Origin of the sequence: Streptomyces flavovariabilis (genome assembly GCF_000725785.1) — a bacterium.
GTDB classification, from domain to species: Bacteria; Actinomycetota; Actinomycetes; order Streptomycetales; family Streptomycetaceae; genus Streptomyces; species Streptomyces hawaiiensis.
The window spans coordinates 1-20,719 of the sequence record NZ_JNXD01000028.1 but is presented as its reverse complement, the minus strand read 5'-3'; the positions used below and the strand labels follow the sequence as shown (position 1 = coordinate 20,719).

The 20,719-nt window shown below is 69.3% G+C and carries 18 protein-coding genes, 1 riboswitch and 1 other annotated feature; of the genes, 4 read left to right on the top strand and 14 right to left on the bottom strand.

Annotation, left to right across the window (positions count from 1 at the left end):
• Nucleotides 1-6: 6 nt before the first annotated feature.
• Together IO24_RS0135505 and IO24_RS0135500 are read right to left on the bottom strand one after the other, a co-directional pair.
• Nucleotides 7-1,005 (bottom strand): carbohydrate ABC transporter permease, encoded by a 999-nt coding sequence (locus IO24_RS0135505; RefSeq protein ID WP_031143210.1) that lies wholly within the window; start codon nucleotides 1,003-1,005, stop codon nucleotides 7-9.
• Between the two features lie 6 nt (nucleotides 1,006-1,011).
• Nucleotides 1,012-2,304, bottom strand: coding sequence for an extracellular solute-binding protein (locus IO24_RS0135500; RefSeq protein ID WP_031143208.1), 1,293 nt, complete (start codon nucleotides 2,302-2,304; stop codon nucleotides 1,012-1,014).
• Nucleotides 2,305-2,728: 424 nt separating this feature from the next.
• Between IO24_RS0135500 and IO24_RS0135495 the strand changes: the two genes are divergently transcribed.
• Nucleotides 2,729-4,708: an APC family permease gene (locus IO24_RS0135495; protein WP_031143205.1), complete on the top strand. Its 1,980-nt coding sequence runs from the start codon at nucleotides 2,729-2,731 to the stop codon at nucleotides 4,706-4,708.
• Between the two features lies 1 nt (nucleotide 4,709).
• On the opposite strand, the gene IO24_RS0135490 is transcribed toward IO24_RS0135495, so the two are convergent.
• Entirely contained in the window at nucleotides 4,710-5,306 is a 597-nt protein-coding gene (locus IO24_RS0135490; protein ID WP_031143203.1) for a DUF1707 SHOCT-like domain-containing protein, read from the bottom strand.
• 125 nt (nucleotides 5,307-5,431) lie between these two features.
• Here IO24_RS0135490 and IO24_RS0135485 point away from each other — a divergent pair, with 125 nt between their 5' ends.
• The gene (locus tag IO24_RS0135485) at nucleotides 5,432-5,827 is read left to right on the top strand and encodes a TOBE domain-containing protein (RefSeq protein ID WP_031143201.1); all 396 of its coding nucleotides are present in this window, start codon (nucleotides 5,432-5,434) and stop codon (nucleotides 5,825-5,827) included.
• A gap of 65 nt (nucleotides 5,828-5,892) precedes the next feature.
• Nucleotides 5,893-6,312, top strand: coding sequence for a TOBE domain-containing protein (locus IO24_RS0135480; RefSeq protein WP_031143199.1), 420 nt, complete (start codon nucleotides 5,893-5,895; stop codon nucleotides 6,310-6,312).
• A gap of 64 nt (nucleotides 6,313-6,376) precedes the next feature.
• Here the strand turns inward: IO24_RS0135480 and gcvP are convergent, their stop codons facing one another.
• Nucleotides 6,377-9,262 (bottom strand): aminomethyl-transferring glycine dehydrogenase, encoded by a 2,886-nt coding sequence (gene gcvP, locus IO24_RS0135475; protein ID WP_031143196.1) that lies wholly within the window; start codon nucleotides 9,260-9,262, stop codon nucleotides 6,377-6,379.
• Nucleotides 9,263-9,437: 175 nt separating this feature from the next.
• Nucleotides 9,438-9,533, bottom strand: a riboswitch (glycine riboswitch).
• A gap of 113 nt (nucleotides 9,534-9,646) precedes the next feature.
• Here gcvP and IO24_RS0135470 point away from each other — a divergent pair.
• Nucleotides 9,647-10,021, top strand: a complete 375-nt coding sequence (locus tag IO24_RS0135470) for a PRC-barrel domain-containing protein (protein WP_031143194.1) — start codon at nucleotides 9,647-9,649, stop codon at nucleotides 10,019-10,021.
• Here the strand turns inward: IO24_RS0135470 and IO24_RS0135465 are convergent.
• The 10 genes from IO24_RS0135465 to clsA all read right to left on the bottom strand — a co-directional run bounded on the left by IO24_RS0135465 (nucleotide 9,940) and on the right by clsA (nucleotide 20,389).
• Nucleotides 9,940-11,397, bottom strand: a complete 1,458-nt coding sequence (locus IO24_RS0135465; protein WP_031143192.1) for a DNA polymerase IV — start codon at nucleotides 11,395-11,397, stop codon at nucleotides 9,940-9,942. The two genes, IO24_RS0135470 and IO24_RS0135465, sit on opposite strands and share 82 nt — an antisense overlap.
• Before the next feature lie 155 nt (nucleotides 11,398-11,552).
• On the bottom strand, nucleotides 11,553-12,236 hold the full coding sequence (locus tag IO24_RS0135460; RefSeq protein WP_078899497.1) for a MerR family transcriptional regulator: 684 nt from the start codon (nucleotides 12,234-12,236) through the stop codon (nucleotides 11,553-11,555).
• A gap of 293 nt (nucleotides 12,237-12,529) precedes the next feature.
• Complete coding sequence (locus IO24_RS0135455) at nucleotides 12,530-13,003, bottom strand: bifunctional nuclease family protein (protein ID WP_003988851.1); 474 nt, start codon at nucleotides 13,001-13,003, stop codon at nucleotides 12,530-12,532.
• Nucleotides 13,004-13,087: 84 nt separating this feature from the next.
• Complete coding sequence (gene ftsR, locus IO24_RS0135450; protein ID WP_031143188.1) at nucleotides 13,088-13,825, bottom strand: transcriptional regulator FtsR; 738 nt, start codon at nucleotides 13,823-13,825, stop codon at nucleotides 13,088-13,090.
• 53 nt (nucleotides 13,826-13,878) lie between these two features.
• The gene (locus IO24_RS43740; RefSeq protein WP_078899496.1) at nucleotides 13,879-14,832 is read right to left on the bottom strand and encodes an FHA domain-containing protein; all 954 of its coding nucleotides are present in this window, start codon (nucleotides 14,830-14,832) and stop codon (nucleotides 13,879-13,881) included.
• Between the two features lie 61 nt (nucleotides 14,833-14,893).
• On the bottom strand, nucleotides 14,894-15,823 hold the full coding sequence (locus IO24_RS0135440; protein ID WP_045297033.1) for a DUF881 domain-containing protein: 930 nt from the start codon (nucleotides 15,821-15,823) through the stop codon (nucleotides 14,894-14,896).
• 5 nt (nucleotides 15,824-15,828) lie between these two features.
• A complete protein-coding gene (locus tag IO24_RS0135435; RefSeq protein ID WP_003988855.1) occupies nucleotides 15,829-16,161 on the bottom strand; it encodes a small basic family protein in 333 nt (110 codons plus the stop codon).
• A complete protein-coding gene (locus IO24_RS0135430; protein ID WP_107063087.1) occupies nucleotides 16,158-17,072 on the bottom strand; it encodes a DUF881 domain-containing protein in 915 nt (304 codons plus the stop codon). The genes IO24_RS0135435 and IO24_RS0135430 overlap by 4 nt, the downstream gene beginning before the upstream one ends.
• A 98-nt stretch (nucleotides 17,073-17,170) precedes the next feature.
• A complete protein-coding gene (locus tag IO24_RS0135425; RefSeq protein WP_031143180.1) occupies nucleotides 17,171-19,666 on the bottom strand; it encodes a mannose-1-phosphate guanyltransferase in 2,496 nt (831 codons plus the stop codon).
• A 114-nt stretch (nucleotides 19,667-19,780) separates the two neighbouring features.
• On the bottom strand, nucleotides 19,781-20,389 hold the full coding sequence (gene clsA / locus IO24_RS0135420) for a cardiolipin synthase ClsA (RefSeq protein ID WP_031143178.1): 609 nt from the start codon (nucleotides 20,387-20,389) through the stop codon (nucleotides 19,781-19,783).
• A gap of 108 nt (nucleotides 20,390-20,497) precedes the next feature.
• Nucleotides 20,498-20,582, bottom strand: a sequence feature (5S ribosomal RNA rRNA prediction is too short).
• Between the last annotated feature and the right edge of the window lie 137 nt (nucleotides 20,583-20,719).

Genomic DNA, 20,719 nt, shown 5'->3' with positions numbered 1-20,719 from the left:
TGGTGGTCACTTTCCGTCACCCCGCATGGTCGTGGTGGCCCCTTCGAGGTCGCGCCGGAGGACGAACCGCTGGTAGGCGAGGGCGAAGACGAGGCTGATGCCGAACATCACCACACTGATCGCGCTGGCGTAGCCGACCTGGTAGCGCTTGAAGCCGTACTGGAACATGGTCACGGCCATGGTCTCGGAATGGTGGTCGGGGCCGCCCGCGGTGGTCACCCACACCAGGTCGAAGAGCTGGATCGACCCGATGACCGCGAGGAAGACGCTGATGCGCAGGGTGGGCGCGAGCAGCGGCAGCGTCACGTTGCGGAACCGCTGCCACGCGCTCGCCCCGTCGATGAGCGCCGCTTCGGTCAGTTCCCGGGGGACGGCCTGGAGCCCGGCCAGGTACAGCATCATGTGGAAGCCGAAGTACTTCCAGGTCATGACCAGGAACACGGTCGCCATGACGGTGGACGGATCCGCGAACCACTCCCCGCCCAGCCCCTCCAGGCCGACCTTGCCGAGGACCTGGTCGGCGAAGCCGTCGTCCGGGGCGAAGATCATGCCGAAGAGGATTCCGGTGATGGCCTCGGACAGGACGTACGGGGCGAAGAACAGCATCCGGTACACCGCCCTGCCGCGCATCCGCTGGTTGAGCAGGACGGCCATGGCCAGCGCGAACGGCAGCTGGAAGACGAGCGACAGCACGACCAGGAGCAGGCAGCGCCACAAGTCGCCGAGGAAGACGTCGTCCTGGAAGAGCCGGGTGAAGTTCTCGCCGCCGATGTAGTCGGAGGGCATGCCGAAGCCGCCCCAGCGGAAGAACGCGGCGTACAGGGCGAACAGCATCGGCAGCAGCACGAGCCCCATGAACAGCACCAGGGCGGGGAGTTGGAAACCGGCCGCGGTGAGCCAGTGCAGCGCGCGTCGCCGGGACCGCCCCGTGGGCCGGTCCGGGGCCGGGGGCGGGGAACCGGCGCCGGGGCCGGTCCGTTTGTCCGGCAGGAACGTGGAGGTCATCGCCGGCTACTGCTCTTCCTTCGCGGTCTTCGTGATCGACTGGGCGACCTGCCCGGGCGACTTGGAGCCGGCGATGAGCGCGGCCACGCTGTCGTTGACCTCCTGGCCGACGGCGGGCGCGTACGCCTGGTCGAGGTAGAGCTGGAAGCCGGTGGCCGCCTTGAGCTGGGCCTGCACGGCCTTGATGTTGGGGTCGGCGATGGCCCTCTCGGCCGCGGGGACCACGGGCAGGACACCGGTCTTCTTGACCAGTTCCAGGTCGGTGGCCTCGGACGCGAAGAACTTGAGGAAGTCGACGGCCTCCTGCGGGGCGCCCCGGCGCAGTGCGTGCCCGCCGCCTCCGCCGAACACCTCGGTGATGGCGCCCTTGCCGCCCTCGACCGCGGGGAACGGGAAGAAGCCGAGGTCCTTGCCGAGGCCCTTGCCCGCGTCTGCCTGGACGGTGGGCGCCCACTGGCCCATGAGTTCCATCGCCGCCTTGCCGTTGCCGACGGTGGCGGCCTGGCCGGTGGGCGAGGAGTAGGCGGCGCCGAGGAAGCCCTTCTGGAACGGCTGTAGGCCGACGAGCTCGTCCAGGTGCTCGCCCGCCTCGATGAAGGGGGCGCCGGTGAAGTCCTTGTCCTCATAGGCCTTCTGGAGCGCCTCCGCGCCGGCGGTGCGCATCGCCAGGTAGGCCCAGTAGTACATGCCGGGCCACTTCTCCTTGCCGGCCAGTGCCAGCGGTGTGACCTCGGCGGCCTTGAGCTTGCGTACGGCGTCGAGGAAGCCGTCCCAGGTGGTCGGGGGCTCGGCGATACCGGCCTTCTCGAAGAGCGCCTTGTTGTACCAGAAGCCGATCATGCCGATGTCGAACGGGATGCCGTAGGCATGGTCGTCGATCAGGTACGGCTCTCTGGCGACCGGCAGCAGGGCGTCGCCCCACGGCTTGGTGCTGTCCGTGAGGTTCTCGACGAGCCCGGCGTCGACCTGCTGCTTCAGCACGCCGCCGCCCCAGGTGTGGAAGATGTCGGGCAGCTTCCCGGAGGCGGTCAGGGCCGTCATCTTCGACTTGTAGGCGTCGTTCTCCATCTGGACGATCTTTATCTTGACCTTGGGGTTCTGCGCCTCGAACTTCCGGGCGAGAGCGGCCCAGACGTCCTTGGACGGCTGGGTGGTGGAGATGTTCCACCACTCGATCGTGGTCGTCCCGGACGACCCTCCGTCCGAGTCCCCGCCGCATGCGGTCAGTGCCGTCGTCCCCAGACCGGCCGCGGCGGAGGCCGCCAGGAAGCCGCGGCGGGACAGTGCCGGGTCGCCCATCATGCGCTCCTCGAAAGTTTCGAACTAGATCCAGAAAGCTTCGTTGCTGCCGAACCCTAGAGACAGCGGCTAAACGGTGGCAACCCCCTGTACGCGCTGAATCTTGCGTCAACGCAAGGACACACGCGAAAGCGAAACATTCGGATCTACGGACGAACGTTACGAGGCAGACCCCCGTAGCGATCACAGAGGGTGTCCACCCGCGAGATCCGCATCGGCACCGCTCACTCCGCAGGCCGAGCCCTCCCATGGGCGCTCAGCTCGCGTTTTCACACCTGCGGCCGCCCGGGTCGCGAGTCTTAACGGAAGTTTGACGCGCACCGCCCCCTCATTCACGGGCCACTGCATCACGCTCCGCTTACGCTGACCGGGCCGTCCAGTGATGGCCGGAAACCACGCTGAGCCGCACATCTGGAGCACGTCGATGGCCACCACCGAGCACCCGGCGCCGAGCCGTCCGGAGCCCACCCCGCCCAGCCGCCTGCGCGCCTGGATGCTGGAGGGCCTGACCGACATGGGCAAGGGCGGCGGCCACACCGGACCCCATGCCGAACCGGAGCCTCCGCACCGGGGACAGCGCTGGTGGCGGGTGATGTGCCTGACCGGCGTCGACTATTTCTCGACCCTCGGCTACCAGCCGGGGATCGCGGCCCTCGCCGCCGGACTGCTGTCACCGGTCGCGACCATCGTCCTGGTCGTCGTCACGCTGGCCGGCGCCCTGCCCGTCTACCGCCGGGTGGCCGAGGAGAGCCCCCACGGCGAGGGCTCGATCGCGATGCTGGAGAGGCTGCTCTCCTTCTGGCAGGGCAAGCTGTTCGTACTGACCCTGCTGGGCTTCGCCGCCACCGACTTCCTCATCACCATCACCCTGTCGGCCGCCGACGCCTCCACCCACCTCGTGGAGAACCCGCATCTGACCCTTGTCCTGCACGACCGGCAGATGCTGATCACGCTGGTCCTGGTGGCCCTGCTCGGCGCGGTGTTCCTCAAGGGCTTCATGGAGGCGATCGGCGTCGCGGTCGCCCTCGTCGGTGCCTACCTCGCGCTGAACGTGGTCGTGGTGGCCGCCGGCCTCTACCACGTCATCACGGCGGGTCATGTGGTCACCGACTGGTCGAGCGCCCTCACCACGCAGCACAGCAACGTCTTCGCCATGATCGGCGTCGCCCTGCTCGTCTTCCCGAAACTGGCGCTCGGCCTCTCCGGGTTCGAGACGGGCGTCGCCGTGATGCCGCACGTCAAGGGCGACCCGGACGACACCGAGGCACGGCCGACCGGCCGCATCCGCGACACGAAGAAGCTGCTCACCACCGCCGCGCTGATCATGAGCGTCTTCCTGATCACCACGAGCTTCATCACCACCCTCCTCATCCCGGAGAAGGAGTTCGAGGCGGGCGGCCAGGCCAACGGCCGCGCGCTCGCGTACCTGGCGCACGAATACCTGGGCAACACGTTCGGCACCGTCTACGACGCCTCGACGATCGCCATCCTCTGGTTCGCCGGCGCCTCCGCGATGGCCGGTCTGCTCAACCTGATGCCGCGCTATCTGCCCCGCTACGGCATGGCCCCGCACTGGGCCCGCGCCGTGCGGCCCATGGTCATCGTCTTCACCCTGATCGCCTTCCTGGTCACGTGGATCTTCGACGCCGACGTCAACGCCCAGGGCGGTGCCTACGCCACCGGGGTGCTGGTCCTCATCAGCTCCGCCGCGATCGCGGTGACCATCGCCGCCCGCAAGGCCCGGCAGCGGAACTGGACCATCGCCTTCGCGGTGATCTCCGCGGTATTTCTCTACACGACCGTGCTCAACGTCATCGAGCGCCCGGACGGTGTGAAGATCGGCGCCTGCTTCATCGCCGGCATCATCCTGGTCTCCCTGCTGTCACGGCTGGCCCGGGCGTTCGAGCTCCGCGTGACCAGCGTGACGCTGGACGACATGGCGCAGCGTTTCGTCCGGGACACGGCCAGCCGCCGGATGCGGTTCATCGCCAACGAGCCCGACCGGCGCGACATCGCCGAGTACCGCGACAAGATCGACCAGATCCGGCACGACAACGACGTGCCCGGCCAGGAGGACTTCGTCTTCGTCGAGGTGACGGTCACCGACCCGTCCGAGTTCGAGGCGGGCCTGACCGTACGCGGGGAGGTGCTGCACGGCCGCTACCGCGTCCTGACCCTGGAGTCGTCCTCCATCCCCAACGCCCTGGCCGCACTTCTGCTGCACGCCCGCGACTCGACGGGCTGCACCCCGCACATCTACTTCGAGTGGACCGAGGGCGGGCCGTTCGCCAACTTCCTGCGCTTCTTCCTGTTCGGCCAGGGGGAGGTCGCACCGGTGACCCGCGAGGTCCTGCGCGAGGCGGAGCCGGACCGGAAACGGCGGCCGAAGGTGCACGTGGGCTGAGTCAGGCCGTAGCGCTCCTCCTGCGGAAGACCCTGCGCGGCGGGCGCACCACGATCTGCCCGTAGTGGATCTCACCCGTGATCCGTACCCGCAGCAGGACCGGGGCCTCGACCGGCCGGCGCGCCTTGATCTCGGAGTAGTTCATCACCAGGCCGCCGGTGTCCACCACGACACCCGGCCGAGTGGCCAGTCTCAGGGCGCCGGCGTGCAGGTTCAGGTCGACGTCCAGGGTGTCGTGTGTGATCACCGCGTCGGTGAAGTCGAGTGCCACCTCGCCCCACGCCGAACGGATCTCCAGCCGCCGCGGCACCACCCAGCCGTCGCCCCGCCGGGTCGAGGCGCCCTCCTGCTGGATCCGGACGACTTCCTCGACCCCGACGGGGGTCCCGCCGGCCGTCGCGGGCAGATCCGCGGTCAGCACCGCGAGCTCGCCCACCGTACGGGCCGACAGGGCGGCCTCCAGCCGCTCGTCGAGCTCCTCCAGGGTGAGCCGTCCGTCGCCCGCGGCGACGCGCAGCACATCCACGGTCCGGTCCCGGTCCGCGTGCGACGCCCTCACCTCGGGCGATCCGCCGGTCCGCGCGATCTCCGCCGCCATCACTCCACCCCGATCCCCCCGGGCACGGCACCCGGCCACCAGTCGGGACTAACGCTATATCGCGTCATACCCAACGGCCAACCCTGCATCCGCCGTTCCCCTCCCGCACCCCTATCGTGACCGGCATGCAGTCCTACACGATCGGCCAGGCAGCACGGCTGCTCGGCGTGAGCCCGGACACCGCCCGCCGCTGGGCGGACGCGGGCCGCATCACGACCCACCGCGACGAGGCCGGGCGACGGCTCATCGACGGACGGGACCTGGCCGCGTTCTCGGTCGAACTCGCCCGGTCCGGCGCCGCCGAGGAGGACGCCCCGTACACCTCGGCCCGCAACGCCTTCCCCGGCATCGTCACCGCGATCAAACTCGGCGACGTCGCCGCCCAGGTCGAGATCCAGGCGGGCCCGCACCGGCTCGTCTCCCTGCTCACCCGTGAGGCGGTGGAGGAACTGGGCCTGGAGGTCGGCATGGAGGCGACGGCCCGCGTGAAGTCGACGAACGTCCACATCGACCGCGTCTGAACAGCCCAGGCGACGCGGACGCACGCGTACCGGGCCGGAAGCACCCGCCGGGCTACCGTGCACCCATGAGCCTGAGCATCCGCAACCAGCTCCCCGGCACCGTCACGGCCGTCACCCCGGGCGAGGCCATGGCGACGGTCAGGGTCCGCCTCACCGGCGGCCAGGACCTCACCGCGGCGATCACCCGCGAGGCCGCGGATGACCTCCGCCTCATCCCGGGCACCGCCGTGCGCGCCCTGCTGAAGGCGACGGAGGTCTCCCTGGCCACCGCGCCCGTCGAGGGCCTGTCGATCCGCAACCAGCTCCCCGGTACGGTCACGGCCATCGCGGCCGGTGACGCGATGGCCTCGGTCCGCGTCACGGTCGGGGGCGGCGAACTGACCGCCGCGATCACCAGGGACGCGGCGGAAGACCTGGCCCTGTCGCCCGGGATCCCCGTCGTCGCCCTGATCAAGGCGACCGACGTGGCGCTCGCCACCGCATGACTCGCCGGCGAACGGCGAGAGGGGCCCCGCACCGCGGAGCCCCTCCCTGTGACCTGTCGGCCGATCAGTCCTCGTACGCGTCCAGCGGCGGGCAGGAGCACACCAGATTCCGGTCGCCGAAGGCCTGGTCGATGCGGCGCACCGGCGGCCAGTACTTGTCGGCGGTCGACACCCCGGCGGGGAAGACGGCCTCCTCACGGCTGTAGGCGTGCTCCCACTGGCCGGCGAGCGCACCGGCGGTGTGCGGGGCGCCGCGCAGCGGGTTGTCGTCCGCGGGCCACTCGCCGGAGCCGACCTTCTCGATCTCCGCGCGAATGGCGATCATCGCCTCGCAGAACCGGTCCAGCTCGGCCAGGTCCTCCGACTCGGTCGGCTCGATCATCAGCGTCCCGGCCACCGGGAACGACATGGTCGGCGCGTGGAAGCCGTAGTCGATCAGCCGCTTGGCGACGTCGTCGACGCTCACGCCGGTCGCCTTCGTCAGGGGCCGCAGGTCGATGATGCACTCGTGCGCGACGAGCCCGCCGGGACCGGTGTAGAGCACCGGGTAGTGCGGCTCCAGCCGCTTGGCGATGTAGTTGGCGCTGAGCACGGCCACCTGCGTGGCCCGCTTCAGCCCCTCGCCGCCCATCAGCCGGACGTACGCCCACGAGATGGGCAGGATGCCGGCGGAGCCCCACGGCGCCGCCGAGATGGGCCCGACGCCCGTCTCGGGGCCGGCCTCGGGCTGCAGCGGGTGGTTCGGCAGGTAGGGCGCCAGGTGCTCGCGCACCGCGACCGGGCCGACGCCGGGACCGCCGCCGCCGTGCGGGATGCAGAAGGTCTTGTGCAGGTTCAGGTGCGAGACGTCCCCGCCGAAGTGCCCCGGCTTGGCGAGCCCGACGAGCGCGTTGAGGTTGGCCCCGTCGACGTAGACCTGCCCGCCCGCCTCGTGCACCTGCGCGCAGATGTCGGCGACGTGCTCCTCGAACACCCCGTGCGTGGACGGGTACGTGATCATCAGCACGGCCAGCTCGTCGCGGTACTGCTCGATCTTCGCCCGCAGATCCTCGACGTCGATCTCGCCGTCCTCGGCGGTCTTCACGACGACGACCTTCATGCCCGCCATCACCGCGCTGGCGGCGTTGGTGCCGTGCGCGGACGACGGGATCAGGCACACCGTGCGCTGCTCGTCCCCGTTGGCCCGGTGGTACCCGCGGACGGCGAGCAGACCGGCCAGCTCGCCCTGCGATCCGGCGTTCGGCTGGAGGGACACCTTGTCGTAGCCGGTGACCTCGGCGAGCCGGTCCTCCAGCTCGTGGATGAGCGTGAGGTAGCCCCCGGCCTGCTCGGCGGGCGCGAAGGGGTGCATCTGCCCGAACTCGGGCCAGGTGACCGGCTCCATCTCGGTGGTCGCGTTGAGCTTCATGGTGCAGGAGCCCAGCGGGATCATGCCCCGGTCGAGCGCGTAGTCGCGGTCGGCCAGCCGGCGCAGGTAGCGCAGCATGGCGGTCTCGGAGCGGTGCTGGTGGAAGACGGGGTGCGTCAGGTACTCGTCGGTCCGCAGGAGCGCGTTCGGAAGCCCGTCCTCGGTGGCTGCGTCCAGCGCCTCGATGACTCCCTCGACACCGAAAGCGGCCCATACGGCACGTAGCTGGTTCCGCGTGGTGGTCTCGTCGCAGGCGATCGAGACGTGGTCGGCGTCCACGAGCCGCAGGTTGATCCCGTTGTGCCGCGCGGCGGCCACGACGTCGGCGGCCCGGCCCTCGACGCGCACGGTCAGCGTGTCGAAGTAGGACCCGTGCACGACCTCGACCCCGCCGTTCGCGAGCCCGGCGGCGAGCACCGTGGCGTACCGGTGGGTGCGCCGCGCGATGCCCTTGAGGCCCTCCGGGCCGTGGTAGACGGCGTACATGCCGGCCATGACGGCGAGCAGCACCTGGGCGGTGCAGATGTTGCTGGTGGCCTTCTCGCGGCGGATGTGCTGTTCACGCGTCTGCAGCGCCAGCCGGTAGGCCTTGTTCCCGTCGGCGTCCACGGACACTCCGACGAGCCGCCCGGGCAGGCTGCGCGCCATCTTGTCCCCGACCGCCATGTAGCCGGCGTGCGGTCCGCCGAAGCCCATGGGCACGCCGAAGCGCTGCGTCGTCCCGACGGCGATGTCCGCGCCGAGCTCACCAGGCGACTTCAGCAGCGTCAGCGCCAGCAGGTCGGCGGCGACGGTGACGAGTGCCCCGAGACCGTGCGCCTGGTCGATGACCGGCTTGATGTCCCGCACGGCACCGGAGGCGCCCGGGTACTGGATCAGCACGCCGTTGATCTCGCGCTCGGCGACCTCGGCGGGGATGCCGTCGCTGAGGTCGGCCACGACGACCTCGACCCCCGTCGGCTCGGCCCGGGTCCGGATCACGGCGATGGTCTGCGGCAGCGCGTCCGCGTCGACCAGGAACAGGCCCTTCTTGTTCTTGCCCAGACGCCGCGACAGCGCCATGGCCTCGGCGGCCGCCGTGCCCTCGTCGAGCAGGGAGGCGCCGGAGGTCGGCAGTCCGGTCAGGTCGGCGACCATCGTCTGGAAGTTGAGCAGCGCCTCGAGCCGGCCCTGCGAGATCTCCGGCTGGTACGGCGTGTAGGCCGTGTACCAGGACGGGTTCTCCATGACGTTGCGCATGACGACCGGCGGCGTGAACGTGCCGTGGTAGCCGAGGCCGATCATGGAACCGAGGACCTGGTTGCGGTCGGCGAGGGAGCGCAGCTCGGCGATCACCTCGGCCTCGCTGCGGGCGCCCGGCAGGTCCAGTGCCTCGGCGCTGGCGATCACGGCCGGGACCGCGGCGGCGGTGAGCTCGTCCAGCGAGCCGTAGCCGACCTGGGCGAGCATCTTGGCGCAGGCCTCGTGGTCGGGGCCGATGTGGCGCTGCTCGAAGGGGACTGCCTCTTCGAGCTCGGAGAGCGGAATGCGGTGGGCGGTCATTACGGAGGCCTCCTGGTCGACACGACCTTCGAGGGGCACCACGGCGCGGGTACCCGAACGGCCTCCCCCTCTGTCATCTCGACCTGAGAGCTTCACCGGATCGCCCGAAGGCCTCCGGTTTTCACCGTCGGTGAGAGCGGAAGCCGTCGACACCCGCCCTGCTTTCCAGAGTGACCTCGTCCGTGCGGTACGTGAGCCTGAGAGATTCCGGGGAGGATTTGCTCCTTCGGCGCCTCCGATGGTGTCTGGAGGACTCTCCCGCACGGGGTCAACAGCCGCTGCCAGCGTACCAGCGAGGTCAACGCACGAACCTTCGAGTGGCCGCATCCCCGCTTGTACCGTTTTGTAGTGTTTACGGATGAGGTGCGACCATGTGGAGGGCCCGTGCGAACCGATATCGATCCGCGCAACCTGATCGGCCGCAAGGCGTTCGACCGCAACGGGACCAGGATCGGCACGATCGACGAGGTCTACCTCGACGACGCCACCGGCGAGCCGGAGTGGGCGGCCATACGGACCGGCCTGTTCAGCAGAGACGCGTTCGTCCCCCTGGAACCCAGCGAACTGATCGAGGGCGCCCTCCACGTCCCCTTCGACCGCGCCCTGATCAAGGACGCCCCCGACTTCGGTGTGGGCCGTCACCTCTCCCCCGAGCAGGAACTGCAGCTCTACCACCACTACGGCCTCGACGTCGCCGCCCCGCCCCCGCTGCCGGACCACGACTTCGGCAAGCTGGCGGGCACCGACGAGACTGCCTGAGACCCCGCCCCGGGCACTCCGCCCCCTCCTTCGGGCCCGCCTAACACCAACGGCAGCGGGTCGGCCGCCTCAAGATCCGGATCGTCGACCCGGAAGGTCCGCACGCGGCCGGGCTCCGAGGAGGGCGTCTCGAACCGTACGGTGACCCGCCCCAGGCCGCTGCCCTGCACCCAGCCGTGCCCGAACTCGGCATGGCGCACGTCGTGCCCGGCGGGCCACCGCCGTTCGGCGAGCGACGCCGGCTGCTCCTCGGCGGGCGCCGCGGTGTGCTCCTCGACCGGCCCCTCCGCGACCGCCCGCTCCCCCGCCGCCTGCGCGAACAGGTCCTCCTGCGTGTAGTCGGCGAGCCCGCTGACCCCCACCCCGAGCAGCCGCACCCCGCCCGTCGTGTCCACCGAGTCCAGCAATCTGCCCGCCGCCTCGCGGATCACGGCGGGATCGTCCGTCGGTCCGCGCAGCGTCTCGGACCGGGTGAGCGTCGAGAAGTCGTAGCGCCGCACCTTCAGCACGATGGTCCGCCCGGACAGCCCGGCCCCACGCAGCCGCCGCACGCACCGCTCGGCGAGCCGCTGCACCTCCAGCCCGACCCGCGTCCGGTCGTGGATGTCGACGTCGTAGGTGTCCTCGACCGACACCGACTTCGTCTCGCGCTCCGCCACCACGGGCCGGTCGTCCCGCGCCAGCGCCATGGCGTAGAGACCGTGCCCGTGCGCCTTCCCCAGCAGCCGGACCAGTTCGTCCTCGCCCGCCTCGACGATCTCCTCCACCGTGGTGATCCCGGCCCGCCGCAGATGGTCACCCGTCGCCGGCCCCACCCCCGGCAGGATCCGCACCGACAGCGGCCCGAGCATCGCCCGCTCGCTCCCCGGCTCGATGACCACCAGCCCGTCGGGCTTGGCCTCCTCCGAGGCGATCTTCGCGAGCATCTTGGAGGCGGCGAGACCCACCGACCCCGTGAGGCCCGTGACAGCCCGGATGTCCGCGCGCAGCTTCACCCCGGCCAGCCGCGCCGACCGCTCGTCCCAGGCCACTCCCCCGGCCTCCAGGTCCACGAACGCCTCGTCGAGGCTCAGCGGTTCCACCAGCGGCGACAGCGCACGCAGCAGCTCCATGACGCGCTCGCTGATCGACCGGTAGAAGGTGAAGCGCGGCACGAGATACGCGGCGTTGGGCACGAGCCGCCGGGCCTGGCCCATGGGCATCGCCGAATGCACCCCGAAGACCCGCGCCTCGTACGACGCGGTCGCCACCACACCCCGCGGCCCGAGCCCGCCCACGACCACGGCCTTCCCGCGCAGACTCGGCTTGGACGCCTGCTCCACCGAGGCGAAGAAGGCATCCATGTCGAGATGCAGGATCGTGGGCGCGGTTCTCACAACTCCGATGCTGCCCTACACCACTGACAACGTCCCTCGCCGGCACCCTGAACGCCCCGCGCGGGGCCCTGAGCGCCCCACGAGAAACCGCTTGCACCCCGGCGCGGAAACGTCCCGCCTCCTGCCACCGCGTGCGTCCCGCGCTGCCGGACGGCTCAGACGGCCCGGTTCCGCCGACGCGCCAGCTCGTCCGCCGGGTTGGACCCGACCAGGGTCTCGCCGGTGTCGATCCGCTCACCGTGCAGCTGGGACAGCGCGCTCTCGACGTCCCGCCACACCACACCCACGGCGATCCCGAACACGCCCTGACCGCCCTGGAGCAGGGCATGGACCTCGTCGGGCGAGGTGCACTCGTAGACCGTCGCGCCGTCGCTCATCAGCGTCATGCGCTCCAGATCACTGAAACCGCGTTCCCTGAGGTGCTGGACGGCCGTGCGGATGTTCTGCAGTGACACCCCGGTGTCGAGGAACCGCTTGACGATCTTCAGGACGACCACGTCCCGGAAGCTGTACAGCCGCTGCGTCCCGGACCCGTGCGCGGGGCGCACGCTCGGCTCGACGAGCCCCGTGCGGGCCCAGTAGTCCAACTGCCGGTAGGTGATACCGGCGGCCGCACAGGCCGTGGGGCCGCGATAGCCGATCTGCTCGGACGCCATGGACGTCGCCCCTCCGCTGCTCGGCACCGCTGTCGGTCGCGGCGGAGCGTGCTCGGCCGCGCCACCGGGCTGGGGGCATCCTCCGCCCGGGAGGGGCCGTGAGCCGGGGGGAGGGTACGGACCGCTCGCCCTGAGACTGCGCTCGGGGCCGCCCCCAGCCGTACCGTCGCCGCTGCTTCTCACGCCGACCTCCGTCCTTGACCTGCCTTCTCGACGGTAGGCAGTCACCAGGGGTGCGTCAACGATCGCCACACTCGCCACGCCGAGTGATAATCACCCTGAGAGTGGTTTCCCGTGCCCCGCCGCGGGGAAAGGCTAGCCGAATGTCTTCGGAACGGGCCCTGTGACGCTCTCACTCGCCACCGGCACATGCGGGTATTTTCACCCGTCACTCATACGGCGGGCGGCCCTGCGGACCACATCGTCCGCCCGGGCCGCCCACACGTCTCGCAGATCGCTGCCGCTCCCCCAGGAGCTCACTGACTGCTGCTGCCGAAGTCCTCCGGGGAGATCTGGTCGAGGAACTCGCGGAACTTCTCCACCTCGTCCTCCTGCTCGTCCGGGATGGCGATGCCGGCGTCGTCGAGCACCGTGTCACTGCCGTAGATCGGCGTCCCGGTGCGCAGCGCGAGCGCTATGGCGTCGGACGGGCGGGCGCTCACCTCGACGCCGCTGGCGAAGACCAGCTCCGCGTAGAAGACGCCCTCACGCAGGTCCGTGATGCGCACTTCCGTGAGCTCCTGGCCGACGGCTTCCAGCACGTCCTTGAACAGGTCGTGTGTCAGCGGCCGCGCGGGAGCCATGCCCTGCTGGGCGAAGGCGATCGCCGTCGCCTCCCCCGGTCCGATCCAGATGGGGAGGTAACGGTCGCCTCCCACTTCACGCAGCAGCACGATCGGTTGGTTGGAGGGCATTTCGACCCGGACACCTACGACATCGAGCTCGTTCACACAGCAACCCTAGGCCGTGCTCGGGACGTTTGGGTAGTCGGGCCCGCATCGGGCGCCCGATCCGGCCCCGAGCGCGCGGGCGCCTCAGGGCAGCCGTACGCCGAGCGCCGTCCGCACCAGCGCGGCGTGCAGCTTCACCGTGAGACCCGCCAGCTCTTTGGTGCGGGCCTCGGCATGGACCCTGGTCTGCGGGTTCCGGTGCCGCCTCAGCGGGGCCACCACCTGGTCCACGAGCCCGGCCTCACGGTCGGCCGCGGCCTTCATCGCCCGAAGGTGCCGGGGCTCGATCCCGAACCGCCCGAGCTCGACGACGAGCAGGGCGACGGTGACCGCCTCGGCGTCGTAGGCCCCGTCCTCCAGTGGGGTGAGAAGCCCGTAGGACTCCCACTCCTTGAGCTCCTGCTCGTCGACACCGGCGGCCGCGAGCAGCTCCTCGCGCCCGATCCTGGCCGCTGTGGGCCCCTCGAACGGCTCGGACGCGGATTCACCGTCCCGCTGACGGCCCACGACCGGCAGCTGCACGGCCTCACCGCGCTCCATGGCCTCCAAGTGCTCCCGGATCACCTTCAGGGGCAGATAGTGGTCCCGCTGCATCCTCAGGACGTGACCGAGGCGCTCGACGTCATGGGCGCTGAACTTGCGATACCCCGACGGGGTCCGCTGCGGCTCGATGAGCCCTTCCGACTCCAGGAAGCGGATCTTGGAGATGGTCACTTCGGGAAACTCGTCGCGCAGCACGTTCAGCACCGTGCCGATGCTCATCAGCCCACTGTCCGTGGCGGCGGCGCCGTGCCCGGCACCGCCGCTCGGTGTTTGAAGCATGGACCTTCCCTGACGGATGGGCCTTCGCTGGGATCTGTCCGGACGCAGCCCGGTCAGTAACCCCGCTGGCTGGCGTAGAAGACCAGCCGGTACTTGCCGATCTGCACCTCGTCGCCGTTGTTCAGGGCGACCTGGTCGATCCGCTCGCGGTTCACGTACGTGCCGTTCAGGCTGCCCACGTCGGCCACCGTGAACGAACCGTCCTGACCGCGGCGGAACTCCACGTGCCGCCGGGACACCGTCACGTCGTCCAGGAAGATGTCGCTCTGCGGATGCCGCCCGGCCGTGGTCAGATCGCCGTCCAGCAGGAAGCGGCTGCCCGAGTTCGGCCCGCGGCGCACCACCAGGAGCGCGGAACCCAGCGGGAGCGCGTCGACGGCGGCCTGAGCCTCGGGAGACAGGGTCGGCATCGGCGTCTGGCCGGTGGTCTCGCTGTCGTAGGCCTCGAGACCGGAGATGGAGATCGTGGAGGTCGTCTCGGACGGACGCTCCGGGGCGGCCCCCGCTCGCAGCGGCGCACCGCAGTTGGAGCAGAAACGGCTGTTCTCCGCGTTGCGGTTACCGCACCTCGTACACACCAGGGCCGACATCGGATCCTCCTGCCGCGGCTGCCCACCGGGGGCATGGGACGCATACGGGTCGGAAACCCCTCCACCCGCACCTGAGGTTGACGGCTGCCCGAAACCTATGCCGCCGGCCTGCGCAGGGTCAACCGACGGCGCGCCCTGACCTCCGGAAACGTCGCCACCCGGGCCGCCGACCTGGTCCCGGAAAAGCGGCCGCTGGCCCTCCGCGTCAGGCTGTGCGCGATGACGAGCGGTCGCATTGTCGCTGCCCTCTCGCGCGCTCTTGCCGAACAACTTCGCAAACAACTTCACGGGCGATTCCCCTTGACCGAAACAGACCCGCCCGTGGGGCAGGACGAACCCTGACTGAACACTCTGGCCGACCCGGACATCCTGACAACGTCCGTCTGCACCAGACAGTTTCCACCACGCACCGCCCATTCGGTGCGCCGACCCCCCGCAACCTCATGCCCTCGCCGGAAGCCGCCCATGCACCCCCGGTTCACTGCGAGGACGACCGAGCGTAGTCAGGCCGCTTCGCTGCTCGCAAGGCGTCCACGACGATGTCGGTCGACCGCTCGATCGTGACGGTGGCCTGTTCCTTCTCGAGAGTCTGCACCACGCCTCCAGGGATGTTGAGCGCCGGCTCGAGGTCCTGCGGCTTGCCGATGACCTTGAAACGATAAGGCGCGTTGATCTTGTTCCCGTCGACGCCCACGCCCTTGCCCGCATCCGTGAGATACGTGCCCGCGACGACCCGGACGCCGTTGACCTGGATCGCCTCCGCACCCGCAGCGCGCAGTTCCTGGATCGCGTCGAGCAGCATGTCCGCCTCGACCGTCCCCTTCGTGTCCTCGATGGTCATGGTGATGCCGGGCCCCTGCGCGGCCACCGTGCCCGCCAGGATGCCGAGTTGCCTCTCCTTCTCGATCGTCTGCTTCCTGGCCTCCTCGGCCTGGTCCGAGCTGTTCTCGAGCTCGTCGCGCTGCTTCTCCAGACCCTGCTTCTCGTCCTCAAGACGCTGAGTACGGTCATCCAGTTCATCGAGGATGCGGACAAGATCTTCCTGCCGAGCGCCACGCAGGGCGCTGTCACTGTCGCTGTTCGAGGCCACCTGCACGGCCAGCCCGAACCCGAGACCGAACAACAGCACCGCGACGATGAGTTGGGCCCGGGTGACACGCGGCGGCCATATCCCCTGCACCAACCGTTGCCGGCCGGTCAGCCGCGGCTCGGGATCCGGCTGCGGTTCCGGTGCCCGCTCGGGTTCGGGCTCCGGCTCCTGCCGGGCCTCCTCTGCGGCGGGCGCCGCTGCGGGCACCTCCTGGGGCAGCTCCTTACGCAGCCTGTTCCTGGGCTCGCCACCGCCGTCACTCCGGTCGGCACGCGCGTCGTCCTGGTCCTCGGCGGGCGTCTCGTCGTGATCGCTCATCCGCCTCACGCCCGGAAAACGTGCCGGCGGATCGCCGCGGCGTTGGAGAAGATCCGGATACCGAGGACGACCACCACACCGGTGGACAGCTGGGCGCCCACGCCCAGCTTGTCGCCCAGGAACACGATCAACGCGGCCACGACCACGTTCGACAGGAACGACACCACGAAGACCTTGTCGTCGAAGATGCCGTCGAGCATGGCCCGCAGACCGCCGAAGACGGCGTCGAGCGCCGCGACGACAGCGATCGGCAGATAAGGCTCGACCACCGCCGGAACCTCAGGCCGGACCAACAGGCCGGCCACGACTCCCACGACGAGGCCCAGTACGGCGATCACGATGTGCCCTTCTCACTCTTCTCAATGCTCGGCTGTGCTGTACGTACGGTCACACTCGGTGCGGCAGGCAGCCGGAGGTCGTCCTCCACGGAGATGCCTGTTCTGATGCCGTAGCTCTCCTGCAGCGCGTTCAGATACAACCCGTCCGCGCTGTTCTGGAACCGCGTGCTCAGCCGCTGCCCGTCCCCCACCGCGAGCACCGTGTACGGCGGCACCAGCGGCTTGTTGTCGACCAGTATGGCGTCCCCCGCGGCCCTGATCGCGGACAGCGCCGTCAGCCGCTGCCCGTTGATGGAGACGGCCTCGGCACCCGACTCCCACAGCCCGTTGACCACGCGCTGCATGTCCCGGTCACGCACCCGGCCGGTGTCGGAGAATCCGGAGGTCTCGCGCGGGTTGCCGTCGCCACCCGAGGCTGCTTCCTTGGCGTCGTTCACCACGAGCTTCACACCGGGGCCGTGCACCGCGACCGCGCCCGACAGGATGCCCGCCAGGTCGGAGTCCGCGTTGCCGCCGCTGTTCTTCAGCGCTGCGCGCTGCCGTGCGCTCACGTCCGCGCGCAGCTCGTCGACGGAGTCCTCCAGCTTGTCAGCCGCCTCGGTCTCCCGGTCGATGCGGTCGACCAGCTCTTCCCGCTCCTTGGCGACGACCGGGGCGGCGACCCGCGCCTGCGCCGCTCCGACGGTCACGACAAGGGCCGCGAGCACCAGTCCGGCGGCGAGCCCCAGCTTCGCCCTGAGCGTCTTCGGCATCCCGCTGTCGCCCGCGGCCTTCTTGCGCGCGGCTGCCTCGGCATATCCGTCGTCGAGGCTGTGGTCCATGACGTTGGTGAGCAATGACATGGACGCATCCGGGCGCCGGGGCCGCGTGGGTGTGCTCCGAATGGGGGGTTGCTGCGGCATGCCGCACATCGTCGCACGTCGCGAGCACTACCTCCGAACGGCCCCACCGGCGTGCCGGACAGGCCCCGTCGGGGACACCTGTCCGGCACGCGCGAGTGCAGCCCGTTCTACCGGCCGGCGCTGTCCACGACGGCCGACCATTCGTCCAGCAGGGCCTGCGCGGAGGCGTCGTCCGGCCCCTCGGCCCACAGGTGGGTGACGGCCTCGGCCGGGTCGGGCAGCACCATCACCCAGCGGCCGTCGGTCTCCACCACACGCACACCGTCCGTGGTGTCCACGAAGCGGTCTCCGGCCGCTTCGACGACCCGCCGCATCACCAGCCCCTTGACGGCCCACGGGGTCGCCAGATCCCGCTTCAGGACGTGCGCCCGCGGGATCCGCGCGTCGATCTGACTGAGCGTGAGCTGCGTCCGCCCCACGAGCCCGATGAGCCGTACGAAAGCCGCGGTGGCGTCGTACACGCTGCTGAACTCGGGGACGATGAAACCGCCCTTGCCGTCGCCGCCGAAGATCGTCCCTTCCTCACCGCCCACGCGCGTGAGGTCGTCCGGAGAGGTGGTCGTCCACTCGACCTGCGTCCCGTGGTAGGCCGCCACCTGCTCGGCGATCCGGGTCGTGGTCACCGGCAGCGCGACCCGGCCGCTGCGCCGCTCCGCGGCGACCAGGTCCAGCATCACGAGCAGCGCCCGGTCGTCCTCGATGATCCGCCCCTTCTCGTCGACGAGCGACAGCCGCTCACCGACGGGGTCGAACCGCACACCGAACGCGGCACCCGAGGACGCCACGATCTCTCCGAGCCGGACCATCCCCGACCGCCGCATGTCGGCGGTCTCCGTCGGCCTGGACTCGTCGAGGCCGGGGTTGATCGTCAGAGAGTCGACGCCGAGCTTGCCGAGCAGGCTCGGCAGGACGAGTCCCGCGCTTCCGTTGGACGCGTCCACGACGACCTTCAGACCGGATTCCGCGATCCCCGTCGTGTCGACGTTCCTCAGCAGCGACCCGGTGTACGAGTCGAAGACACTGGCCGGGAAGTGCAGGTCACCGATCTCCCCGGGGAAGGCACGGCGGTACTCCTGTCGCGCGAACACCCGGTCCAGCTTCCGCTGGCTGCCCTGCGACAGGTCGGCACCCTGCCCGTCGAAGAACATGATGTCGACGGAGTCCGGCACCCCGGGCGTGGTACGGATCATGATGCCGCCCGCACTGCCCCGTGCGGTCTGCTGCCGGGCCACGGGCAGCGGCACGTTCTCCAGGTCCCGCACGTCGATCGCGCTGGCCTGCAGCGCGGAGATCACCGCCCGCTTCAGTGCGCGGGCACCACGGGAGTGGTCCCGGGCCGTGGTGACGGTCGAGCCCTTCTTCAGGGTGGTCGCATACGCGCCTGCGAGCCGCACCGCGAGTTCCGGCGTGATCTCCACGTTCAGGATGCCGGACACACCGCGTGCTCCGAAGAGATGTGCCTGGCCCCTGGATTCCCAGATCACCGAGGTGTTGACGAAGGCGCCGGCCTCGATGGTCTTGAAGGGATAGACCCGCACATTGCCCTGGACGATCGATTCTTCACCGACCAGGCACTCATCACCGATGACCGCCCCGTCCTCGATCCGCGCCGCGCGCATGATGTCGGTGTTCTTGCCGACCACGCAGCCGCGCAGATTGCTGTGCGGCCCCACGTAGACGTTGTCGTGGACGACGGCCTTGTGCAGAAAGGCGCCGCTCTTGACGACCACGTTGGAGCCCACGACGGTGTGCTCGCGGATTTCGGAGCCGGCCTCGACCTTGGCGTAGTCACCGATGTAGACGGGTCCACGCAGGACAGCGTCGGGATGGACCTCGGCGCCCTCGGCGACCCATACGCCCGGGGAGATCTCGAATCCGTCGATGTCGACGTCGACCTTGCCCTCCAGGACATCGGCCTGCGCTTTCACATAACTCTCGTGGGTGCCGACGTCCTCCCAGTAGCCCTCGGCGATGTAGCCGTAGACGGGCTTGCCTTCCTTCATCAGCTGCGGGAAGACGTCGCCGGACCAGTCGACGGGCACATCGGGCTCGACGTAGTCGAAGACCTCGGGCTCCATCACGTAGATGCCGGTGTTCACGGTGTCGGAGAAGACCTGGCCCCAGGTGGGCTTCTCGAGGAAGCGCTCCACCTTGCCTTCCTCGTCGACAATGGTGATACCGAATTCCAGCGGGTTGGGCACACGCGTCAGGCAGACCGTGACGAGAGCGCCCTTCTCCTTGTGGAAATTGATGAGCTCGGTGAGGTCGAAGTCCGTCAGAGCATCGCCGGAAATGACAAGGAAGGCGTCGTCCTTCAACGCCTCTTCGGCGTTCTTGACGCTTCCGGCGGTACCGAGTGGCTTCTCCTCATTGGCATAGGTGAGCTCCATACCGAGCTCTTCGCCGTCACCGAAGTAGTTCTTGACAAGCGAGGCCAGGAACTGGACAGTCACGACTGTTTCGTTGAGCCCATGCCGTTTGAGCAGCCGCAGAACATGCTCCATGATCGGCCGGTTGGCCACCGGCAGGAGCGGCTTGGGCATGCTTGAGGTCATAGGGCGAAGGCGCGTGCCTTCGCCTCCGGCCATCACGACGGCCTTCATGTCGGAAGCGTCCTCCTCGAAGAGACGGTCTAGCCGACTTCCCCCGCCAGGATTGTCCCGCACCTATCCAGTACGGGCCATCGCTCCGCTATGGCAGCAGGACCATCCGGGAGTTCAATCGGTCATGGCGTCCGCACGGACCAGGCGGCGGACTTGTACCACGTAGAGGACTCCTGCCCACCAGTACAGCGTTGTACCCCATCCGGCGAACGCCCATCCGAAAATAGCAGCCAGTGACGAGATCCAGCCACTTCCGTCACTGAGCAGAAGCAGGGGGAAGGCGTACATCAGGTTGAACGTGGCGGCCTTACCCAGGAAGTTCACCTGGGGCGGCGGATAGCCGTGCCGGCGGAGGATGCCCACCATCACCAGCAGAACCAGCTCTCGCGCCAGAAGTGCAGCGGTCAACCAGAGGGGCAGAATCTCGCGCCAGGTGAGGCCGACCAGGGTCGAGAGAATGTAGAGCCGATCGGCCGCGGGATCGAGGAGCCGGCCGAGGCTGCTGATCTGGTTCCAGCGCCGCGCGAGCTTGCCGTCCAGATAGTCACTGACGCCACTCAGGGCCAGTACCAGAAGGGCCCAGCCGTCACTCTTGGGCCCACCGAACTCAGGCCGCAGGATCAGCCACAGGAAGACGGGCACGCCGACGAGGCGCGCCATGCTGAGGATGTTCGGGATGGTGAGCACACGGTCCGTCTGGACGCGAGTCTCCTGAACCTCCACCCGGGGGCCTCCTGTGGGAAATGTGCCAACGATGCCCCCTGACCCTACCTCAACGCAAAAAAGCTCTGGCTCTTGGGCTGTGTGCCCAAGAGCCAGAGCTCTAAAAGGAGCCTGCAGTACCATCGGCGCTGTAAGGCTTAGCTTCCGGGTTCGGAATGTAACCGGGCGTTTCCCCTACGCTATAACCACCGAAACACTATGAAACTGTCAGCCGCACCACGTGTGGCAACGTGGGGCTGTTCGTGGTTTCAGAACCAACACAGTGGACGCGAGCAACTGAGGACAAGCCCTCGGCCTATTAGTACCGGTCAACTCCACACGTTACCGTGC